This window comes from Nonomuraea mesophila (assembly GCF_004352805.1).
Classification (GTDB): Bacteria; Actinomycetota; Actinomycetes; order Streptosporangiales; family Streptosporangiaceae; genus Nonomuraea; species Nonomuraea longispora.
This window is the reverse complement of record NZ_SMLD01000010.1, coordinates 59,089-75,838: the sequence shown is the minus strand read 5'-3', so window position 1 is coordinate 75,838 and position 16,750 is coordinate 59,089. Positions and strand designations below refer to the sequence as shown.

General features: G+C 71.3%; 17 protein-coding genes. 15 read left to right on the top strand and 2 right to left on the bottom strand.

From position 1 onward, the window contains the following. The first annotated feature begins 116 nt into the window (after positions 1–116). The 4 genes from E1295_RS06200 to E1295_RS06185 are packed head-to-tail and all read left to right on the top strand — an operon-like array spanning position 117 to position 4,851. Positions 117–1,004: an NAD-dependent epimerase/dehydratase family protein gene (locus E1295_RS06200; protein WP_132628693.1), complete on the top strand. Its 888-nt coding sequence runs from the start codon at positions 117–119 to the stop codon at positions 1,002–1,004. Beyond that, the gene (locus E1295_RS06195; protein WP_132628692.1) at positions 1,005–1,877 is read left to right on the top strand and encodes a 5-dehydro-4-deoxyglucarate dehydratase; all 873 of its coding nucleotides are present in this window, start codon (positions 1,005–1,007) and stop codon (positions 1,875–1,877) included. Continuing rightward, entirely contained in the window at positions 1,874–2,926 is a 1,053-nt protein-coding gene (locus E1295_RS06190) for a mandelate racemase/muconate lactonizing enzyme family protein (protein ID WP_132628691.1), read from the top strand. Before E1295_RS06195 ends, E1295_RS06190 begins: the two co-directional genes overlap by 4 nt. Then, positions 2,926–4,851, top strand: coding sequence for a DUF6807 family protein (locus E1295_RS06185; RefSeq protein ID WP_132628690.1), 1,926 nt, complete (start codon positions 2,926–2,928; stop codon positions 4,849–4,851). Before E1295_RS06190 ends, E1295_RS06185 begins: the two co-directional genes overlap by 1 nt. Positions 4,852–4,872: 21 nt before the next feature. Here E1295_RS06185 and E1295_RS06180 read toward each other — a convergent pair whose 3' ends face one another. Further along, a complete protein-coding gene (locus E1295_RS06180) occupies positions 4,873–5,517 on the bottom strand; it encodes a TetR family transcriptional regulator (protein ID WP_132628689.1) in 645 nt (214 codons plus the stop codon). 108 nt (positions 5,518–5,625) lie between these two features. Between E1295_RS06180 and E1295_RS06175 the strand changes: the two genes are divergently transcribed. The 11 genes from E1295_RS06175 to E1295_RS49975 all read left to right on the top strand — a co-directional run bounded on the left by E1295_RS06175 (position 5,626) and on the right by E1295_RS49975 (position 16,115). Next, positions 5,626–7,242, top strand: a complete 1,617-nt coding sequence (locus E1295_RS06175) for an ABC transporter substrate-binding protein (protein WP_132628688.1) — start codon at positions 5,626–5,628, stop codon at positions 7,240–7,242. Beyond that, on the top strand, positions 7,239–8,177 hold the full coding sequence (locus E1295_RS06170) for an ABC transporter permease (protein WP_132628687.1): 939 nt from the start codon (positions 7,239–7,241) through the stop codon (positions 8,175–8,177). Before E1295_RS06175 ends, E1295_RS06170 begins: the two co-directional genes overlap by 4 nt. After that, a complete protein-coding gene (locus tag E1295_RS50690) occupies positions 8,170–10,041 on the top strand; it encodes a dipeptide/oligopeptide/nickel ABC transporter permease/ATP-binding protein (RefSeq protein WP_132628686.1) in 1,872 nt (623 codons plus the stop codon). Before E1295_RS06170 ends, E1295_RS50690 begins: the two co-directional genes overlap by 8 nt. Further along, complete coding sequence (locus E1295_RS06160) at positions 10,031–11,002, top strand: ABC transporter ATP-binding protein (RefSeq protein WP_132628685.1); 972 nt, start codon at positions 10,031–10,033, stop codon at positions 11,000–11,002. Before E1295_RS50690 ends, E1295_RS06160 begins: the two co-directional genes overlap by 11 nt. A gap of 27 nt (positions 11,003–11,029) precedes the next feature. Further along, a complete protein-coding gene (locus E1295_RS06155) occupies positions 11,030–12,253 on the top strand; it encodes an acyl-CoA dehydrogenase family protein (RefSeq protein WP_132628684.1) in 1,224 nt (407 codons plus the stop codon). A gap of 349 nt (positions 12,254–12,602) precedes the next feature. Next, positions 12,603–12,971, top strand: a complete 369-nt coding sequence (locus E1295_RS06150) for a hypothetical protein (RefSeq protein WP_132628683.1) — start codon at positions 12,603–12,605, stop codon at positions 12,969–12,971. Positions 12,972–13,176: 205 nt separating this feature from the next. Next, entirely contained in the window at positions 13,177–13,566 is a 390-nt protein-coding gene (locus E1295_RS49610) for a hypothetical protein (protein WP_181957961.1), read from the top strand. A gap of 47 nt (positions 13,567–13,613) precedes the next feature. Next, on the top strand, positions 13,614–14,021 hold the full coding sequence (locus E1295_RS50685) for an AMP-binding protein (RefSeq protein ID WP_246079874.1): 408 nt from the start codon (positions 13,614–13,616) through the stop codon (positions 14,019–14,021). Beyond that, complete coding sequence (locus E1295_RS50680; RefSeq protein WP_246079873.1) at positions 14,003–14,356, top strand: hypothetical protein; 354 nt, start codon at positions 14,003–14,005, stop codon at positions 14,354–14,356. Before E1295_RS50685 ends, E1295_RS50680 begins: the two co-directional genes overlap by 19 nt. 65 nt (positions 14,357–14,421) lie before the next feature. Next, on the top strand, positions 14,422–15,591 hold the full coding sequence (locus tag E1295_RS06130; RefSeq protein WP_246079872.1) for an acyltransferase family protein: 1,170 nt from the start codon (positions 14,422–14,424) through the stop codon (positions 15,589–15,591). Between the two features lie 401 nt (positions 15,592–15,992). Next, positions 15,993–16,115, top strand: a complete 123-nt coding sequence (locus E1295_RS49975) for a helix-turn-helix domain-containing protein (protein ID WP_220448561.1) — start codon at positions 15,993–15,995, stop codon at positions 16,113–16,115. 75 nt (positions 16,116–16,190) lie between these two features. On the opposite strand, the gene E1295_RS06115 is transcribed toward E1295_RS49975, so the two are convergent. Beyond that, positions 16,191–16,637 (bottom strand): Gfo/Idh/MocA family protein, encoded by a 447-nt coding sequence (locus tag E1295_RS06115; RefSeq protein WP_342775839.1) that lies wholly within the window; start codon positions 16,635–16,637, stop codon positions 16,191–16,193. Positions 16,638–16,750: the final 113 nt, after the last annotated feature.

Below are 16,750 nucleotides of genomic sequence, written 5' to 3'. Positions count from 1 at the left end.
CAGCAGCCGGAAAGCCCCAGCTAGACCGCAGGTCCGGAAATCACCTCTTGACGCCCCGGCCCTCCTGACACAAAGGTTTAGTGCAACTGTTTGCAGTCTTGAAGGAGCCCCTCACGGTGAGCAGAGTCCTCGTCACCGGAAGCGCAGGACGCCTCGGCCGCAGCGTGGTCAGCACGCTGGCGGCGGCCGGGCACGAGGTCATCGGCGTGGACCACGCCCCAGGAACCCCGGATGAGGCCGCCGCCACCTTACCCGCCGACCTCACCGACACGGGAGAGGCGTTCGAGACGATCGCCAGGTTCCGGCCGGAGACGGTGATCCATCTGGCCGCGATCGCCACGCCGTTCAGCCGGCCCGAGTCGGTGATCTTCAAGGTCAACACCCAGCTGGCGTTCAACATCTGCGAGGCGTCCGTGGCGCTCGGCGTGGCCGGCGTGGTCCTCGCCAGCAGCCCCACCGTGCTCGGCTACGGCGCCCCCGGCGGCTGGGCGCCGGCGTACCTGCCGATCGACGAGGAACACCCGGTGCGGCCGTGGAACGCCTACAACCTGTCCAAGGTGGCGGCCGAGCAGACCATGAAGGCGTTCGCCGTGGCCGGGACGACGAAGCTCGCGGCGGTCCGGCCGTGCTTCGTCATCCCGCCCGAGGAGTGGGCGGGCGCGCCGACCCAGTCGGGGCACACCGTCAAGGAACGGCTGGACCGGCCCGAGCTCGCCGGCGTCTCGCTGTTCAACTACATCGACTCCCGCGACGCCGCCGACATGATCGCCGTGCTCGCCCAGGCGCTGCCCGAGCTGCCGAACGGCGAGATCTTCTTCGCCGGCGCCGCCGACGCGCTGGCCAGGAAGCCGCTGGCCGAGCTGCTCCCCCAGGCCGTGCCCGGCACCGAGCAGCTCGCCGCCGGGCTCACCGGCACCACCCCCGCCTTCTCGACCACCAAGGCAGAGCGCCTGCTCGGCTGGCAGCCGAAGCGGAGCTGGCGCACCGAACTCAAGGACGTCTGAATGAAACTCAGCGGTGTGCTGTTCTTCCCCGTCACCCCGTTCGACGCCGGCGGCGGCCTGGCCGAGGAGGTGCTGGCCGAGCACATCTCCCAGCGCATGGAGCACGGCCCTGGCGCCGTCTTCGCGGCCTGCGGCACCGGCGAGTTCTCCGCCCTGTCGGAGGCCGAGCACGCCCGCGTGGTGCGGGTCGCGGCCGAGGCCGTGGGCGGCAGGGCGCCGGTGTTCGCGGGCGCGGGCGGCCCGCTGGGCGCGGCGCTGAACCAGGCGCGGGCCGCCAGGGACGCGGGCGCGGACGGGCTGCTGCTCATGCCTCCCTACCTGGCGCAGGGGCCGGGGCACGGCTACACCGCGTACGTGTCGGCGATCGCCTCCGTGCTGCCGGTGGTCATCTACCAGCGGGGCACGGTCGCGCTGGAGCCCGACACCGTGGTCGAGCTGGCCGGGATCCCCGGCGTGATCGGGCTGAAGGACGGCCTGGGCGACATCGACAGGATGCAGCGCACCGTGCTGGCCGTGCGCGAGCGGTTCCCCGAATTCCTGTTCTTCAACGGGCTGCCGACGGCCGAGCTGACCATGCCCGCCTACCGGGGCATCGGCGTGGAGCTCTACTCCAGCGCGGTGTTCGCGTTCGCGCCGGAGATCGCCACGGCCTACCTGAATGGCGAGGAGCGGCTGCTGACGGAGTTCTACGCCCCCCTCGTGCGGCTGCGCGGCAAGGTCCCCGGCTACCCGGTCGCGCTGGTCAAGGCGGGTGTCCGGCTGCGCGGCCTCGACGTGGGCGGCGTACGCCCGCCGCTGGTGGACGTCACCGGCGAGCACCTGGAGGAACTGGAGGCGCTGATCAAGACCGGTCTCGAACGGGCGGCGTCATGACCGTCGCCGACCTGCGTACGGAGCTGCGCAGCGTCCCGCTCCCCCGCCCCTGGGGAGCGGACGTGCCGTTCAACCACGTGATCGTCACGCACGTCACGCTGGCGGACGGGCGCACCGGCAGCGGGTTCTCGTGGACGCCGCAGATCGGCGCGCACGCCGTCAAGGCGCTGCTCGACCACGACCTGCGCGAGGCGCTGATCGGCCTCGACCCGCACCCCGAGGTGGTCTGGGACCGGCTCTGGCGGCACCTGCGGGAGGCGGGCCCCGGCGGCGTCACCACCGTCGCGCTGGCCGGGGTCGACCTGGCGCTGTGGGACCTGCGCTGCGGCGAGCGCGACCTGGCCGGCGTGCTCGGGCGGCGGCGCGACGAGGTCCCGGCCTACGGCAGCGGCGTCAACCTGCACTACTCGCTGGAGGAGCTGGTCGCGCAGGCCCGCCGCTGGGTGGCGGCCGGCCACCGGGGCGTCAAGATCAAGGTGGGCCGCCCCGACCTGGCCGAGGACGTGGCCAGGGTGGCCGCGGTCCGCGAGGTGATCGGCCCCGACCGGCTGCTGATGATCGACGCCAACCAGCGGTGGGACCTGCACAGGGCGCGGCGGGCCCTCGCCGCGCTGCGCGCGTTCGACCTGCACTGGATCGAGGAGCCGCTGCCCGCCGACGACGTGGCCGCGCACGTGGAGCTGCGCCGCTCCACCGACGTGCCGGTCGCCGTCGGCGAGAACGTCTACACCACGTACGGCTTCCGCGACCTGCTGGCGGCCGGGGCCTGCGACGTCGTCCAGCCGAACGTGGCGCGGGTCGGCGGCATCACGCCGTTCCTGCGGATCGTGGAGCTGGCCAGGACGTACGACGTGCCGGTCCATCCGCACCTGCTGAGCGAGATGTCGGGGCAGCTGGCGCTGGCCCTGCCGCTGCCCGCCATGGTGGAGGACGTGGAGGACGCCTCGTTCGCCGCCCTCGGGCTGCTGGACGAGCCGTACCCGGTGGAGGTCTCCGGCGGTGTGCTCCGCGCGGGCGCGCACGCCGGGCTCGGCCTGAGGTGGTCGTGATGACGCCGGCGAGGGTCGTGCTGGCCGGGGTCCACGGGCACGGGCAGCACCATCTGCGGCAGCTTCACCTGCTGTCCGAGTCCGGTGTGGTCGAGCTGGCCGGGATCTGCGACGTGCGCCCGGTGGAGGTGGACTTCGGCACGCCCCTGCAGTCGCCCGACCTGCGTGAGCTGATCGCCAAGACCGGCGCGCAGATCACGATCATCTGCACGCCCATCCACACCCACGCCGACCTCGCGGTGACCGCGCTGCACGCGGGCTCGCACGTGCTGCTGGAGAAGCCGCCGGCGGCGACGCCCGAGGCGCACGCGAGGATCGCCGCGGCCGTGGCGGAGACGGGCCTGGCCTGTCAGGTCGGCTTCCAGTCGCTCGGCTCGGCGGCGATCCCGGCGCTGCGCGAGCTGATCGCCGGCGGCGCCCTCGGGCGGGTGCGCGGCATCGGCGGCGCGGGCGCCTGGGAGCGCCCGGTCTCCTACTTCACCCGTTCCGCCTGGTCGGGCAGGCGCCGCCTCGACGGCGTCGACGTGGTGGACGGCGCGCTCACCAACCCGTTCGCGCACGCCGTGGCCACCGCGCTGGCCCTGGTGGACGGCCCGATCGCGGAGATCGAGACCGAGCTCTACCGCGCCAACACGATCGAGTCCGACGACACGTCGTGCGTGCGGATCCGCATGGACGACGGTCTCGTGCTCACCGTCGCGGTGTCGTTGTGCGCGCCGGAGCGGCACGAGCCGTACCTGGTCGTGCACGGCGACGCGGGCCGGGCCACGCTCGTCTACACGCAGGACAGCGTCAAGGTGGAGCTGCCGGACGGCACGGTCACGACCACCGTGTACGACCGCACCGACCTGCTGGACAACCTCCTCGACCACGTACGCACGGGCGCCGCCCTGCTGGTCCCGCTGGAGCGTACGGAGCGGTTCACGCAGGTGCTGGACGCGGTGCGGCTGGCTCCCGAGCCGCTGCCGATCCCCGTCCGGCACCAGGAACTGGAGCGGGACGGCCTGGGCCAGGTCGCGCGCCGGGTCCTGCCGGGCATCGCCGGCGTGACCTCCCGCAGCGCCGAGCGGCTGGCGCTCTACTCGGAGCTGGACGTGCCGTGGGCCCGGGTGGAGCTGCTGGCCGGCGACCGCCGCGTGGCCCGTTACGAGACGCGGCCCGACCTGCCGGCCACCGACTCGCCCCGCCCCTACCTGTACGACGTGCGCACGCTGGGCGGCGTCGAGGTGACCGAGGTCAGGCCCGCGGACCACGTCCACCACCTCGGTGCCGGCGTGGCCGTCGCGGACCTCGGCGGGGCGAACTTCTGGGGCGGCCGCACCTACGTCAGGGACCAGGGGCCCACCTGGCTCGACGACCACGGCGTCCAGCGGCACGTGGCGTTCCCCCGGCTGGACGACGGCGGTTTCGCCGAACAGCTGGAGTGGATCGGGCCCGGCGGCGGGCTGATGGCCCGCGAGGAGCGCACGGTCACCGTACGCCCGATCCGGGAGGACGCCTGGGCGCTGGACTTCGCGTTCACGCTGACCAACCTCACCGGAGCGCCGCTGGAGATCAACAGTTCGGCCACCAAGGGCCGCGCGGGCGCCGGCTACGGCGGTTTCTTCTGGCGTGCGCCCGGAACCTCGACCGCCCGGACGACCCTTCCGGGGGACGAACGGGCGGTGCACGGCAGCCGCGACCGCTGGGTCGCCCTGTCCGGCACCGACCCGGCGGGGCGGGACTGGACGCTGGTGTTCGTGCAGGACGGCGACGACCCCTGGTTCGTGCGCGTCGAGGAGTATCCGGGGGTGGGCCAGGCCCTGGCGTGGGACCGGCCGCTGCTCGTCGAGGACACGCTGACCAGGCGGGTCGTCACCGCGGTGGTGGACGGCCGGCTCGGCCGCGCGGATGCCGCCGCCCTGGCCGCCGAGGTGGGAGGCTGAACGCGCCCATGGCGGGCCACCCTAGTCGTGGTCGCGGCCTGAGCTGGATCTGAGCAGCCTCAGCGCGCCCCTCGACAGGGCCACCAGGATGTCGGCCGCCTCGTCGAGGTCGGGGTAGCGGCCCTCCAGGTGGCCGATGGCCAGGGCGTTGGTGGCGGCGTTGATGCCGTCGGCGATCATCTCCAGCCGCCGCCTGTCGTGCTCGTCGTCGGCGGTGTAGCCGAGGGCGGCCAGGTCGGCGGCGTGGTGCTCGCGGTAGACGGCGGCGCTCTCCGTGGCGAAGTCGCGCAGCGAGGACGAAGGGTCGTGGCGGGCCCGCAGCTGGATGCGCAGCAGCTCGGGGTGGCGGCAGCTGGCCTCCAGCGGGATGCGGAAGGTGTCGCGGTGGCGTTCGAGGTCGCCGGGGGCCTCGCGGGCGGCGCGGCGGGCCTCGCGCATGGAGTCGCGCAGCCGCCGGCCGCCCTCCTCGGCGAGCGCCCGCAGCAGGTCCTGCATGTCCTTGAAGTGCACGTAGAAGCTCGACTGCGCGATGCCGGCGGCCTTGGCGACCTTGACGGTGGTCAGCCCGGCCTCGCCCTCCTCGTCGAGGATCGCCAGCGCGGCCTTGATCAGCCTGCGCCGGGTCAGGTCTTTCGCCTCGCTCCTGCTGAGCGGTGTGCTCGTCATCGGTGCTCCCTCCCCTCCCGTAACGATTCTCCCGCGGCTCTTGTGCGCAATTTCACCGATAGTACTATCGGTGAAATTGCTCTCGGGGGCTTACCGGTAGGAGCGTGGATGAAACGCTGGAGGATGCTGGCCGCGTTGCTGCTGGTGGCGGCGGTGCTGCCGGCGTGCAGCGGGCAACGCCCCGTCGCCACCCCGCAGGCGGGCGCGTCCGGACCCGTCCAGGGCGGGCGCCTGGTGTACGGGCTGAGCGCGGACGCCAACGGGTTCAACCCCGTCACCGACCAGTTCGCCGGGCAGAGCTACAGCATGGCCGGCACGATCATCGAGACCCTGACGGCCGTCGACGCCAACGGCGACTGGAAACCGAACCTGGCCGAATCGCTCACCCCCAACGAGGCGCACGACGAGTGGACGATCAAAGTCAGGGAGGGGATCTCGTTCTCCGACGGCCTCGCCCTGACCGGCGACGTCGTCAAGGCCAACCTGGAGGCGCAGAAGGCCTCCCCGCTCAACGCCGCCGTGCTGGCGCCGGTCAAGGCGATCGAGTCGGCCGGCCCGATGACGGTCAAGGTCGTGCTCAAGCAGCCGTGGGTGGCCTTCCCCTACTACCTGGACGCCCAGGTCGGCATGATCGTGCCGCCCGCCTCGCTCAAGGACCCCAAGGCGGCCAGCCTGAAACCGGTGGGCACGGGCCCGTTCCTGTTCAAGGAGTACGTGCCGGACAACCGCATGGTCGTCACACGCAACCCGCGCTACTGGCGGCAGGGGCTGCCCTACCTCGACGAGATCGAGTTCCGCATCCTGCCCGACAGCCAGACCCGCGCCCAGACGCTCGACGCCAGCGGCATCGACGCCATGGGCACCTCACGCGACGAGGACCTCACCAAGTACGGCGCCCAGAAGGACGCCTACACCGTCCAGCGGTCGGGGGGCATGGCCGTGGCCGAGTACATGTTCATGCTCAACACCACCGTGCCCCCGCTCGACGACCTGCGCGTCCGCAAGGCGCTCGCCCACGCCACCGACCGCGAGACCGTCATCTCGACCCTGCGCGGCGGGATGACCGAGCCGGCCGACGGCCCGTGGACGAAGGATTCCAAGTGGTACGCCGAGGGCGGCGGCTACCCCGCCTACGATCCGGCCAAAGCCGCCGCGCTGGTCAAGGAGGTGGAGGCAGAGAAGGGCCCCATCCGCTTCGAGATGATCTCGACGCCCGACCCGAACACCATGCAGGGCATCGAGCTGGCCCAGGACATGTGGCGCAAGGCCGGCATCGAGGTCACCATCAAGCAGGCGGACCAGGCCGACCTGATCAACCGCGCCGTCACCGGCAACTACGCGGCCACCGTGTGGACCCAGTTCTCCTCCCCCGACCCCGACGGCGAGTACATCTGGATGCACCAGGCCTACTCCCAGCCCGTCGGCAAGGTGTCGCTCAACTTCTCCCGTTTCAAGGACAAGCAGCTCAGCGACGCCTTCGACGTCGGACGCACCAACCCGGACGAGGCCGCGCGCAAGAAGGCGTACGCGACCGTGCAGCGGCGGCTGCGCGAGCTGGTGCCGTACGTGTTCGTCGACCACCTGAACACCGGGGCCATCGTGGCGCGCACGAAGGTGCACGGCATCGGCGAGCACCGGCTGCCCGACGGCGAGCCGGGCCTGCCGCTGACCGGGTCGCCCATCCCCTACCACCCGTTCGCGCAGCTCTGGGTCGACGCGCAGTGATCGTCGTCCACCGGCTGGTCCGGCTCGTCGTCGTCCTGCTCGTCGTGACCTTCCTGTCGTACGCGCTGCTCGACCTGCTGCCCGGCGACCCGGTCACGCAGATCCTCGGCCTGTCGGCGACCGAGGAGGCCCGCGCGCAGGTACGCCAGGACCTCGGGCTGGACCAGCCGCTGCTGGTGCGCTATCTCGGCTGGCTCGGCGGGCTCATCACCGGCGACTTCGGCGAGTCGTACATCACCCGGATGCCCGTCGCGAGCGAGCTGGCCGAGCGGCTGCCCGTCACCCTGGAGCTGCTGGTCGCGGCGCAGATCATCGCGCTGGGCCTGGCGATCCCCGTGGGCGTGGCCGCCGCCCGCCGCGCCGGCCGGGCCCTGGACCAGGTGCTCACCGCGCTCAGCTTCGCGCTGCTGTCGACCCCGGTCTTCGTGCTGGGCGTGCTGCTCATCCTCGTCTTCGCCGTCACCTGGCAGGTCGTGCCGGCCACCGGCTGGACCCCGATCTCGCTCGACCTGGGCTGGAACCTGACCTCGGTGATCCTGCCGGCGATCACGCTCGGCTGCGGGCAGCTCGCCGTCTACGCGCGGCTGCTGCGTACGGACCTGATCGCCACCCTCCAGGAGGACTACATCACGCTGGCCCGCGCGCGCGGCCTGTCGCCGCGCCGCATCCTGTGGCGGCACGCGCTGCGCCCGTCGGCCATCTCCCTGATCACCGCGGTCGGGCTCAACCTGGGCGCGCTCATCGGCGGCACAGTGATCATCGAGACCCTCTTCGGCCTGCCCGGCGTCGGGCGGCTCATCGTCGACTCCATCTTTTCCCGCGACTACCTGACGGTGCAGGGAGGCGTCGTGCTGATCTCGGTCGGCTACGTGGCGGTCAACTTCGCGGTGGACCTGGTGTACGCCGCCGTCGATCCCAGGATCCGGCGTGCGTAGCCGGTGGAGGGGCCGGCTGGGGTGGGGGTTCTGGGCCGCCACCGGCTGGATCGGGCTGGTGCTGCTGGCCGCCGTCCTGGCCGACGTGCTGCCGCTGGCCCGCTACGACGAGACGCTGGCCGGGCCGCCGCGCTCGGGGCCGGGCGCCGCGCACCCGTTCGGCACCGACGGACTCGGCCGTGACGTGCTCAGCAGGGTCGTGCACGGCGCCCGCGTCTCGCTCGGCGTGGGCGTCGGGGCGGTGCTGCTCGGCCTCGGCATCGGCGCGCCGCTGGGCATCCTCGCCGGCTACCGCCGCCGCGCCACCGACGCGGTCATCATGGCGGTCAACGACGTGGCGCAGGCCTTCCCCGCGCTGGTGTTCGCGCTGGCCGTGGTGGCCTTCGCCGGGGCGAACCTGCGCAACGTGCTCATCGTCCTCGGCGTGCTCGGCGTGCCGTCCTGGGTCAGGCTCGTCAGGGGCGCCACGCTGACCTACGCCGAGCGCGAGTTCGTGCTGGCCGCCCGCGTGCTCGGCACCCGCGACCGGCGCATCCTGTGGCGGGAGATCGTGCCGAACGTGGCCGTGCCCGCGGCGTCGTACGCGTTCATCGGGATGGCCGTGGTCGTGGTCGCCGAGGGCAGCCTCGCCTTCCTCGGCCTGTCCGTCCAGGCGCCCACCCCCACCTGGGGCGGGCTGATCAACGAGGGCCGCACGCTGCTGGACAGCGCGCCGCACGTGGTGCTGGCGCCCTCCCTGGTGATGTTCCTGACCGTGCTCTCGTTCAACCTGGTGGGTGACCGGCTCAGGTCACTGACGGACGTACGGGAGAGCGGCCTTGAGCCGGTGCGCCAGGCGGCCGCCGCCCCTTCCGCCGCGCACGAGGTGCGCGCCGACTGCCTGCTGCAGGCCGAGGACCTTCGTACGCACTTCGTCACCCCGCGCGGCGTCGTCAAGGCCGTGGACGGCGTCTCCTTCACCCTGCGGCGCGGCCGTACGCTGGCCGTCGTCGGCGAGTCGGGCTCCGGCAAGTCGATGCTGATCCGCTCGATCCTCGGCCTGCTGCCCGGCTCGTCCGTCAGGAGAGGCCACGTCTACCTGTCCGGCGAGGACCTGACCGGCTACAGCCCCGCCCGGATGCGCTCGGTGCTCGGGCGGCGGCTCGGGACCGTGTTCCAGGATCCGATGACGGCGCTGAACCCCGTACGCACGATCGGCACCCAGGTGACCGAGCCGCTGCGGGTGCATCTCGGCATGAACCGCCGGCAGGCCCGCGCCGAGGCCGCGCGGCTGCTGGCCTCCGTCGGCATCCCCGACCCCGAGCGCACGCTGCGCCGCTACCCGCACCAGCTGTCCGGCGGGATGCGGCAGCGGGTGACGATCGCGATGGCGCTGTCGTGCGGGCCGGACGTGCTGTTCGCCGACGAGCCGACGACCGCGCTCGACGTCACCATCCAGGACCAGGTGCTGCGGCTGCTGCACCGGCTGCGCGAGGAGCGGGACATGGCGGTGGTGCTGGTCAGCCACGACCTGTCGGTGGTGGCCCGGTGGGCGGACGAGGTGATCGTGATGTACGCGGGCAAGGTCGTGGAGCGGGGCCCGGCGGCGGAGGTGTTCGCCCGGCCCCGGATGCCCTACACGGAGGCGCTGCTGCAGGCCGCTCCCAAGCTGACCGACCCGGTGCACCACCGGCTGCGCGTCATCCCCGGCCGGCCGCCCGACCTGGTGGACCTGCCGGGCGGGTGCGCCTTCCAGCCGCGCTGCCCGTACGCGCGGGAGCGCTGCGCGAAGGAGGCGCCGCCGCTGACCGGCTCCTACGCCTGCTGGTACCCGCGCGAGCACGCGCAGGCTCTCAAGGAAGGGGTGGACAGCGGTGGCCGGTAGCGGAGACGCGCACCTGCGTCCCCGTGACGAGGTGCTGCTGCGGGTGGAGGATCTGGTCGTGGAGTTCCCCGCCGGGCGCGGCCGTACCGTACGGGCGGTCTCCGGCGTGAGCTTCGACCTGGCGCGCGGCGAGACGCTCGGGATCGTCGGCGAGTCCGGCTGCGGCAAGTCGAGCGCCGCCAGGGCGCTCATCCAGCTCCCGCCTCCGCGCTCCGGCTCAGTCCGGCTCGACGGGCAGGAGCTGACCGCGCTGCGCGGCGAGGCGCTGCGCAGGACCCGCCGCCGCCTCCAGATGATCTTCCAGGACCCCATCTCGTCCCTGAACCCGCGCCGCCGCGTCCGCGAGATCGTCGGGGAGGGCCCCCGCGTGTGGGGCCTGCCCGGCGACCGGGTGGACGAGGTCCTGGAGGCGGTCGGCCTCGATCCGGAGGCGGCGGCGGTGCGCAGGCCGCACGAGTTCTCCGGCGGCCAGTGCCAGCGCATCTCCATCGCCAGGGCACTCATCCTCGATCCCGAGGTGGTGATCTGCGACGAGCCCGTGTCGGCGCTGGACGTCTCGGTGCAGGCGCAGATCCTCGGCCTGCTGGAGGACCTCAAGGACCGCTACCGGCTCACGCTCGTGTTCATCGCGCACGACCTGGCCGTGGTGAAGAACGTCAGTGACCGCATCATGGTGATGTACCTGGGCAAGGTGTGCGAACTGGCGCCGAGCGCCGAGCTGATCTCCCGGCCCGCCCACCCGTACACGCGGGCGCTCATCGCCTCCATCCCCGGCGGCGGCCTGGACCTCCCGGCGGCCGACACCCTGATCAGCGGCGAACCGCCGTCGCCCGTCGACCCGCCGAGCGGGTGCCGTTTCCGTACGCGATGCCCGCGCGCGTCCGCCAGGTGCGCCGAGGAGGAGCCCCGGATCCGGCAGGTCGGCGACGACCACTGGCTCGCCTGCCACCACCCTGCCTGACTGACCGGAAACACCGTAAGGAGCAGCATGGCCATCGACTTCACCCTCGCACCCGAGCACGAGGAGATCCGCAAGCGGGTCCGCGCCTTCATCCAGGGCACCGTCGCGCCCGCCATGGAGGAACTGGAGGAGGGCGACCGCGACGCCTACCTCCGCACGATCTTCCACCTGCGTTCCCTGGCCAGGGCCGAGGGGCTGTGGCTGCCGCACATGCCGAAGGAGTGGGGCGGCATGGGCCTCGGCCACGTCGAGCTGGCCATGGTGCAGTCGGAGGCGGCCAAGATCCGCATCGGCCCGTGGGTGCTCAACTGCCAGGCCCCCGACGAGGGCAACATGCACACGCTGCTGCACTGGGCGAGCGACGAGCAGAAGGAGAAGTACCTCCGGCCCCTCCTGGAGGGCACCAAGATGTCATGCTTCGCCATGACCGAGCCGGAGGTCGCGGGCTCCGATCCCACCCTGATCCAGACAACCGCCGTACGCGACGGCGACGAGTGGGTCATCAACGGCCACAAATGGTTCATCTCCAACGCCCGCCGGGCCAACTTCGCCATCCTCATCGCGAGGACCGAGCAGGACGTGCCCGAGGGCTCGCGCGGCGCCAACACCGCCTTCCTCGTCGACCTGCCCGACCCCGGCTGGAACGACGTACGCGAGGTCGAGACGATGCACGGCTCGACCGGCCACAGCGAGATCCTCATCGAGGACCTGCGGCTGCCCGACAGCCAGATCCTCGGCGGCCGGGGCAACGGCCACCGCCTCGGCCAGTACCGCCTGGGCCCGGCCAGGCTCGCCCACTGCATGCGCTGGATCTCGCAGGCGGAGACGGCCCTCGACATGATGGTCGGCCGCGCGCTCACCCGCTACAGCCACGGCTCCCTGCTGGCCGAGAAGCAGGGCATCCAGTGGCTCATCGCCGACTCGGCCATGGAGCTCTACCAGTGCAAACTCATGGTGCTGCACGCCGCCTCGAAGATCGACAAGGGCGAGGACTTCCGCACCGAGGTCTCGATGGCCAAACACTTCGTCGCGGGCAGCCTCAACCGCATCATCGACCGGGCCATCCAGGTGCACGGGGCGCTCGGCTACTCGACGGACACGCCGCTGGCGCACATGTTCCAGCACGCCCGCTGGGCCCGCTTCGCCGACGGCGCCGACGAGATCCACCAGATGCGCATCGCCGAACGCACCATCGCCGCCTACCAGGCCACCGGCTCCACCGCCTCCGCCACCGGCGACCTGCCCCTCTAGCGTCGACAGAATTTTCCCTACATTGAACCTATTTCAGCCTCACGGGGCCTGCTGGGCTCGGAATGCACGCCTTGATCCCCCGCCGGCGCAGGTAGCCTCGATTGCCCTTGCTGGTGGAGTCCACGCTCACCGTCCAGCTGACGATCAACTGATCACAGTGTGGACGAGGATGAGCCGGCGGAGTGCGTCGTTGCTCGTCGGCGGCTCATTAGTGATCCTGGCGGTCACCGCCTTCTTCGTCGTCGACCACGATGTCAAGCGTGGACGCGAAATGGACGTGCTCGTGGCAGGCCATTGAGGAAGCGATTTCATCAGCACGCCCAAGCACGGCGTAGGCCCATCCGTCCCGGTGCCGCTGAAGGGATACCTCGTCATCGATCACGAGCGTGAGCTGCCTGCGTACCTATGGCAGGACGGCACCCTGCACGAAGCCACTCCTCCGGCTGCCGCTGACACACTGGTGGTGGGCGTCTCGGACAGTTGCGCCACCCACCCGGTCACCGCCCAGGAGACACCCACACGTGTGGTGCTCTCGGTAACTGGCCAGCGCGCTGGAGACACGGACAGCTATCTCGTCTCCGACGTGGACACGCTGAAGGAGGCCTGCGCCGTGGACACAGGCGTAGTCCTGAGTTATGCCCGGCTGTCGAGCCCTCTGGGCGACCGCGAGATCATCGACGCGGCGACGGGCCAGCCGGTTCGGAGAGTCGGTGGTTGACCGGCGGGCGTTCCAGACTGCCCAGGCCCGCGCAATGGCGCATGAACCAACTCGGCTCGCACCCCAGCCCCCGCAGGCAGCACCATCGGGAGGGCCACCTGCAGAAGGAGCCGCCCGGTGGGGTGCAGGACGAGCCGGCCGACCATGCGCTGGGGCGCTCACGCGCGGGGGCTGACCACCAAGACCCATCTGGTTTGACCTGGCGGTGCGCACGCCGGATAGTCGTGAGCGCAACGTCGACATGTGGCGCGCGCTGGCCATCTGCCTGGTGGTGCTCGGGCACTGGTTCGTCGTCGCCGTGACCTACCGGAGCGGCCGGATGTCCGGGTACAACGCGCTGGACGTTCTCGGCTGGCTCGATCCGGTCACCTGGCTGTTCCAGGTGCTTGTTCGGGCGTGGCTCGGCCCGTTGGTGAAGGCACTGGTGGATGAGCCGGCCCGGGAGCGGCTCGCCCCGCTGAACTTCATGAACCGGGCCCCAGCCTCGGCGCGGGACGAATGGTGGCACGCCTTCGCCAGGTGTGCGGCTGCTGACCTGGGGAATCAGGCTTTTGGCTGCTTCTCGCCGCCGCTCCTGCGCCGCCCGGTGCCGTAGTTCAGCGACGCCAGCTGGCTGGCCTTTTCCTCACAGAGAGATGAACCATGCGTGCCTGGGCCGACCGAACCACCGTGGCTTACAGCCAGGCGCTCGACGAGGGGCGTCCGGGCTGGCGCTTGCACCTGGCACACCGCCTGTCCGACCAGCGGGTGTACCGGCGACTGCGGGCCGCGCTTGGCGGCCGGGTCGGCTACGCCATCTCGGGCGGAGCGCCGCTCGGCGTACGGTTGAGCCACTTCCTCCGAGGGATTGGCATCACCGTGCTGGAAGGCTACGGGTTGACCGAGACCAGTGCCGCCGCGACCGTGAACCTGCCCCACGCGCTGAAGATCGGCACGGTGGGGCGGCCTCTCCCCGGGGGTCGAGCCGCAAGAAGGAGATCATCGTCACCGCCGGTGGCAAGAACCTCGCCCCGGAGCCGCTGGAGGATCGCGTGCGCACTCACCCGCTGATCAGCCAGGCCGTGGTCGTCGGCGACCGGCGGCCGTACGTCGCCGCGCTGATCACCCTGGACGTCAGCGCGCTGGCATCATGGAAGCGGGCCGTCGGCAGACACGAGCAGGCCGGCCCGGTTGAGCTGCGCGACGATCCGGATCTGCGGGCCAGGCTGCAGACGGCCGTGGACGAGGCCAACACGGCGGTGAGCCGGGCTGAGTCGATCCGCAGGTTCCGGATCCTTCCTGTCGATCTGGCCGAGAAGAACGGATACCTAGCCCCGACGCTGAAGGTCAAGCGTGCCTTGGTCCACAAGGACTTCGCGGCCGATATCGAGGAGCTGTACCGCTGATCGCCAGACGCAGAGACCGGCAGAACCGCCGCGACGCGGGCAGACGATCGACGCTGGACCGCCTGGTGGCGGCCACGCCGGCGTCCCGCGACCGTGTGGTCGACGCCGCTCGCGCGCTGTGTATCCTGGTCGTCACCCTTTGGCACTGGACGTTGTCGGTCACCCACCGCACCGCCGACGGCAGCCTGTCCATGCCCAACTCGATCCACGCCGTGCCCGGCGGCTGGCTGGCCACCTGGGTGCTGCAGATCATGCCCGTGTTCTTTCTGGTCGGCGGGTACGCCAACCTGGTCGGCTGGCAGCGGGCTCAGGCGCGCGGGACGAGCGCCGGCCGGTTCGTCCGAGACCGGCTGCGCCGACTGCTCTGGCCGACTGCCGCCTGGGCCCTGATCTGGCTCGCCGGCGAGCTGATCGCGGGTGTCCTGCCCGGCCCGCACCGATGGATGTGGCAGTGGTTCCCCGGCTACCTGACACCGCTGTGGTTCCTGGCCGTGTACGGCCTGCTGGTCGCCGCAGTGCCGATCACCGCGAGCCTGAACGCCCGCTACGGAGCCAGGGTCCTGGCAGCGCTCGTGCTGCTGATCGCGCTCGGCAGCGTGGCGCACCGCGGCGCTGGCCTGGCCTGGGCGGGCTGGGTCACGGCCGCCCTGGTGTGGCTGTTCTGCCACCAGCTCGGCTACGCCTGGCGTACCTGGGACCTGGGGCGGCGGTCGCTATCACAGCGGCTGGCGGTCGCCGGGGCCGGACTGGCCGCGCTGGTCGGGCTGACCGTGGGAGCGGGCTACCCCGCCTCGATGGTGTCCACCATCGGTGACGCCGAATCCAACATCTTCCCCACCAACGCCACCATTGCCGCCCTGGCCGTCTTCCAACTCGGGCTGCTGGCCCTGGTCACGCCGGCCGCCGACCGCCTGCTGCGCCGGTCGGCCGCCTGGAAGCCGGTGGTGGCCCTCAACGTGGTCGCGCTGACCATCTTTCTCTGGCACATGACCGCGTACCTGGTAGTGCTGTGGGCCTATGAAGGGCTCGGTGGCACCCTGCAGGCGGAGCCAACCGTCGGCTGGTGGGCCCAGCGCTGGCTCTGGCTCCTGGCCCCATCGGCCGTGCTGGCCGTGCTGGCCGTCCCGTTCGCCCGAGTCGAGCTGGCCGCCCGCCGCCCTCGGAGAGGGCAGGTCGCTGAGTTAGGCACCCGACAAAAGACCCGGCCGTGTCATCCCCACCGGGATGGACTGTAAGAACGGTGTAACTCCTGATCATGGAGGACCCACCTGATGAGTGCACGTCGAAGACGCCTGGCTCGCCGGCCAGCGGCGCACCGCCATCCAACTGGAAGGACTACGACGATGAAGTGGAAACTGCGGCTGGCCGGTGCCAACAGCGGCATCTGGAAGGCCAGCGTGCTCCAGCGGATGCTCGCCGATCGCGGCCGGCCATCAGCGCCGGGAAGATGTCCGGCCTGTTGTTCGGGGAACCGGCCAGCGAGTGCTCCCTCGCAGCCGTAGGCGTTCCGTGGCGTCGCCGACGCTGGCGACCGACTGTGAAGACGAAGCGTTCCAGGAGGTCGGCCGGGCCCTCGTGTAGCAGGACGCCAGCCTCCGGTCTCCTTTGGCGTCGGCACGACGGGTCGGCCCAAGGCATGACTGTCCCGAGAATCGCCGAACTGGCCTTCACCAGCGAAGACCGGGTCCGCGACGTGATCGACAACTTCAACGCCGACGGGTTCGACTCGCTCTATCCCAAGTACAAGGGCGGCCGGTAGCCGAAGTTCACGCTGCCCCAGCGGGTGGCGATCAAGAAGATCGCCAGGTATCCGGAAGGCCTCGCGCGACCCGGACTACGCGGCCAAGAAGGCCCGCGTCGAGCACCTGTACGCGATCACCGACGGCGAGGTCCTGCCGGACGACGGCGAGTCATCGGTGATGTTCTGTGTGGATGAGTTCGGGCCGTGAGGGAGGAAGCGTGTCCACATGGCCTCCATGACGAGGAGCCCCTTGCTGCGACCGAGCTGGAACACGGCGCGGGCCTCGGCGGCGTTGACGGTGAACGCCTTCTCGACCAGCACATGTTTGCCGTTCTCGAGGGCGGCCGTCGCATTGGCGGCGTGGAAGTTGTGGGGGGTTACCACGTAGACGATGTCGGCGTCAGGGTCGGCCACGAGCTCGTCGTAGGAACCGTGGGCGTGCTCGATGCCCCACTTCCCGGCGAAAGCACGCGCGTTGTCCGCCGACCGCGACCCGACCGCGGCTACCAGCACACCGCGCAAGGTAGGACGTTCCTGCAGCAGCGTGGCCAGCAGCAGCCCCTTGCCTCCGCCGATGTCGACGATGGTGCCGAAGCGCCCGCCGTCATTTTCCAGGCTGCTTGACGATCATGAGCCCACGGTCGCCCATGTGG

Coding starts and splice junctions, on each gene's coding strand:
- E1295_RS06190 (WP_132628691.1), top strand. CDS start 1,874: ATGACCGTCGCCGACCTGCGTACGGAGCTGCGCAGCGTCCCGCTCCCC.
- E1295_RS49975 (WP_220448561.1), top strand. CDS start 15,993: ATGACTGTCCCGAGAATCGCCGAACTGGCCTTCACCAGCGAAGACCGG.
- E1295_RS06185 (WP_132628690.1), top strand. CDS start 2,926: ATGACGCCGGCGAGGGTCGTGCTGGCCGGGGTCCACGGGCACGGGCAG.
- E1295_RS06195 (WP_132628692.1), top strand. CDS start 1,005: ATGAAACTCAGCGGTGTGCTGTTCTTCCCCGTCACCCCGTTCGACGCC.
- E1295_RS06175 (WP_132628688.1), top strand. CDS start 5,626: ATGAAACGCTGGAGGATGCTGGCCGCGTTGCTGCTGGTGGCGGCGGTG.
- E1295_RS06180 (WP_132628689.1), bottom strand. CDS start 5,517: ATGACGAGCACACCGCTCAGCAGGAGCGAGGCGAAAGACCTGACCCGG.
- E1295_RS50685 (WP_246079874.1), top strand. CDS start 13,614: ATGCGTGCCTGGGCCGACCGAACCACCGTGGCTTACAGCCAGGCGCTC.
- E1295_RS06155 (WP_132628684.1), top strand. CDS start 11,030: ATGGCCATCGACTTCACCCTCGCACCCGAGCACGAGGAGATCCGCAAG.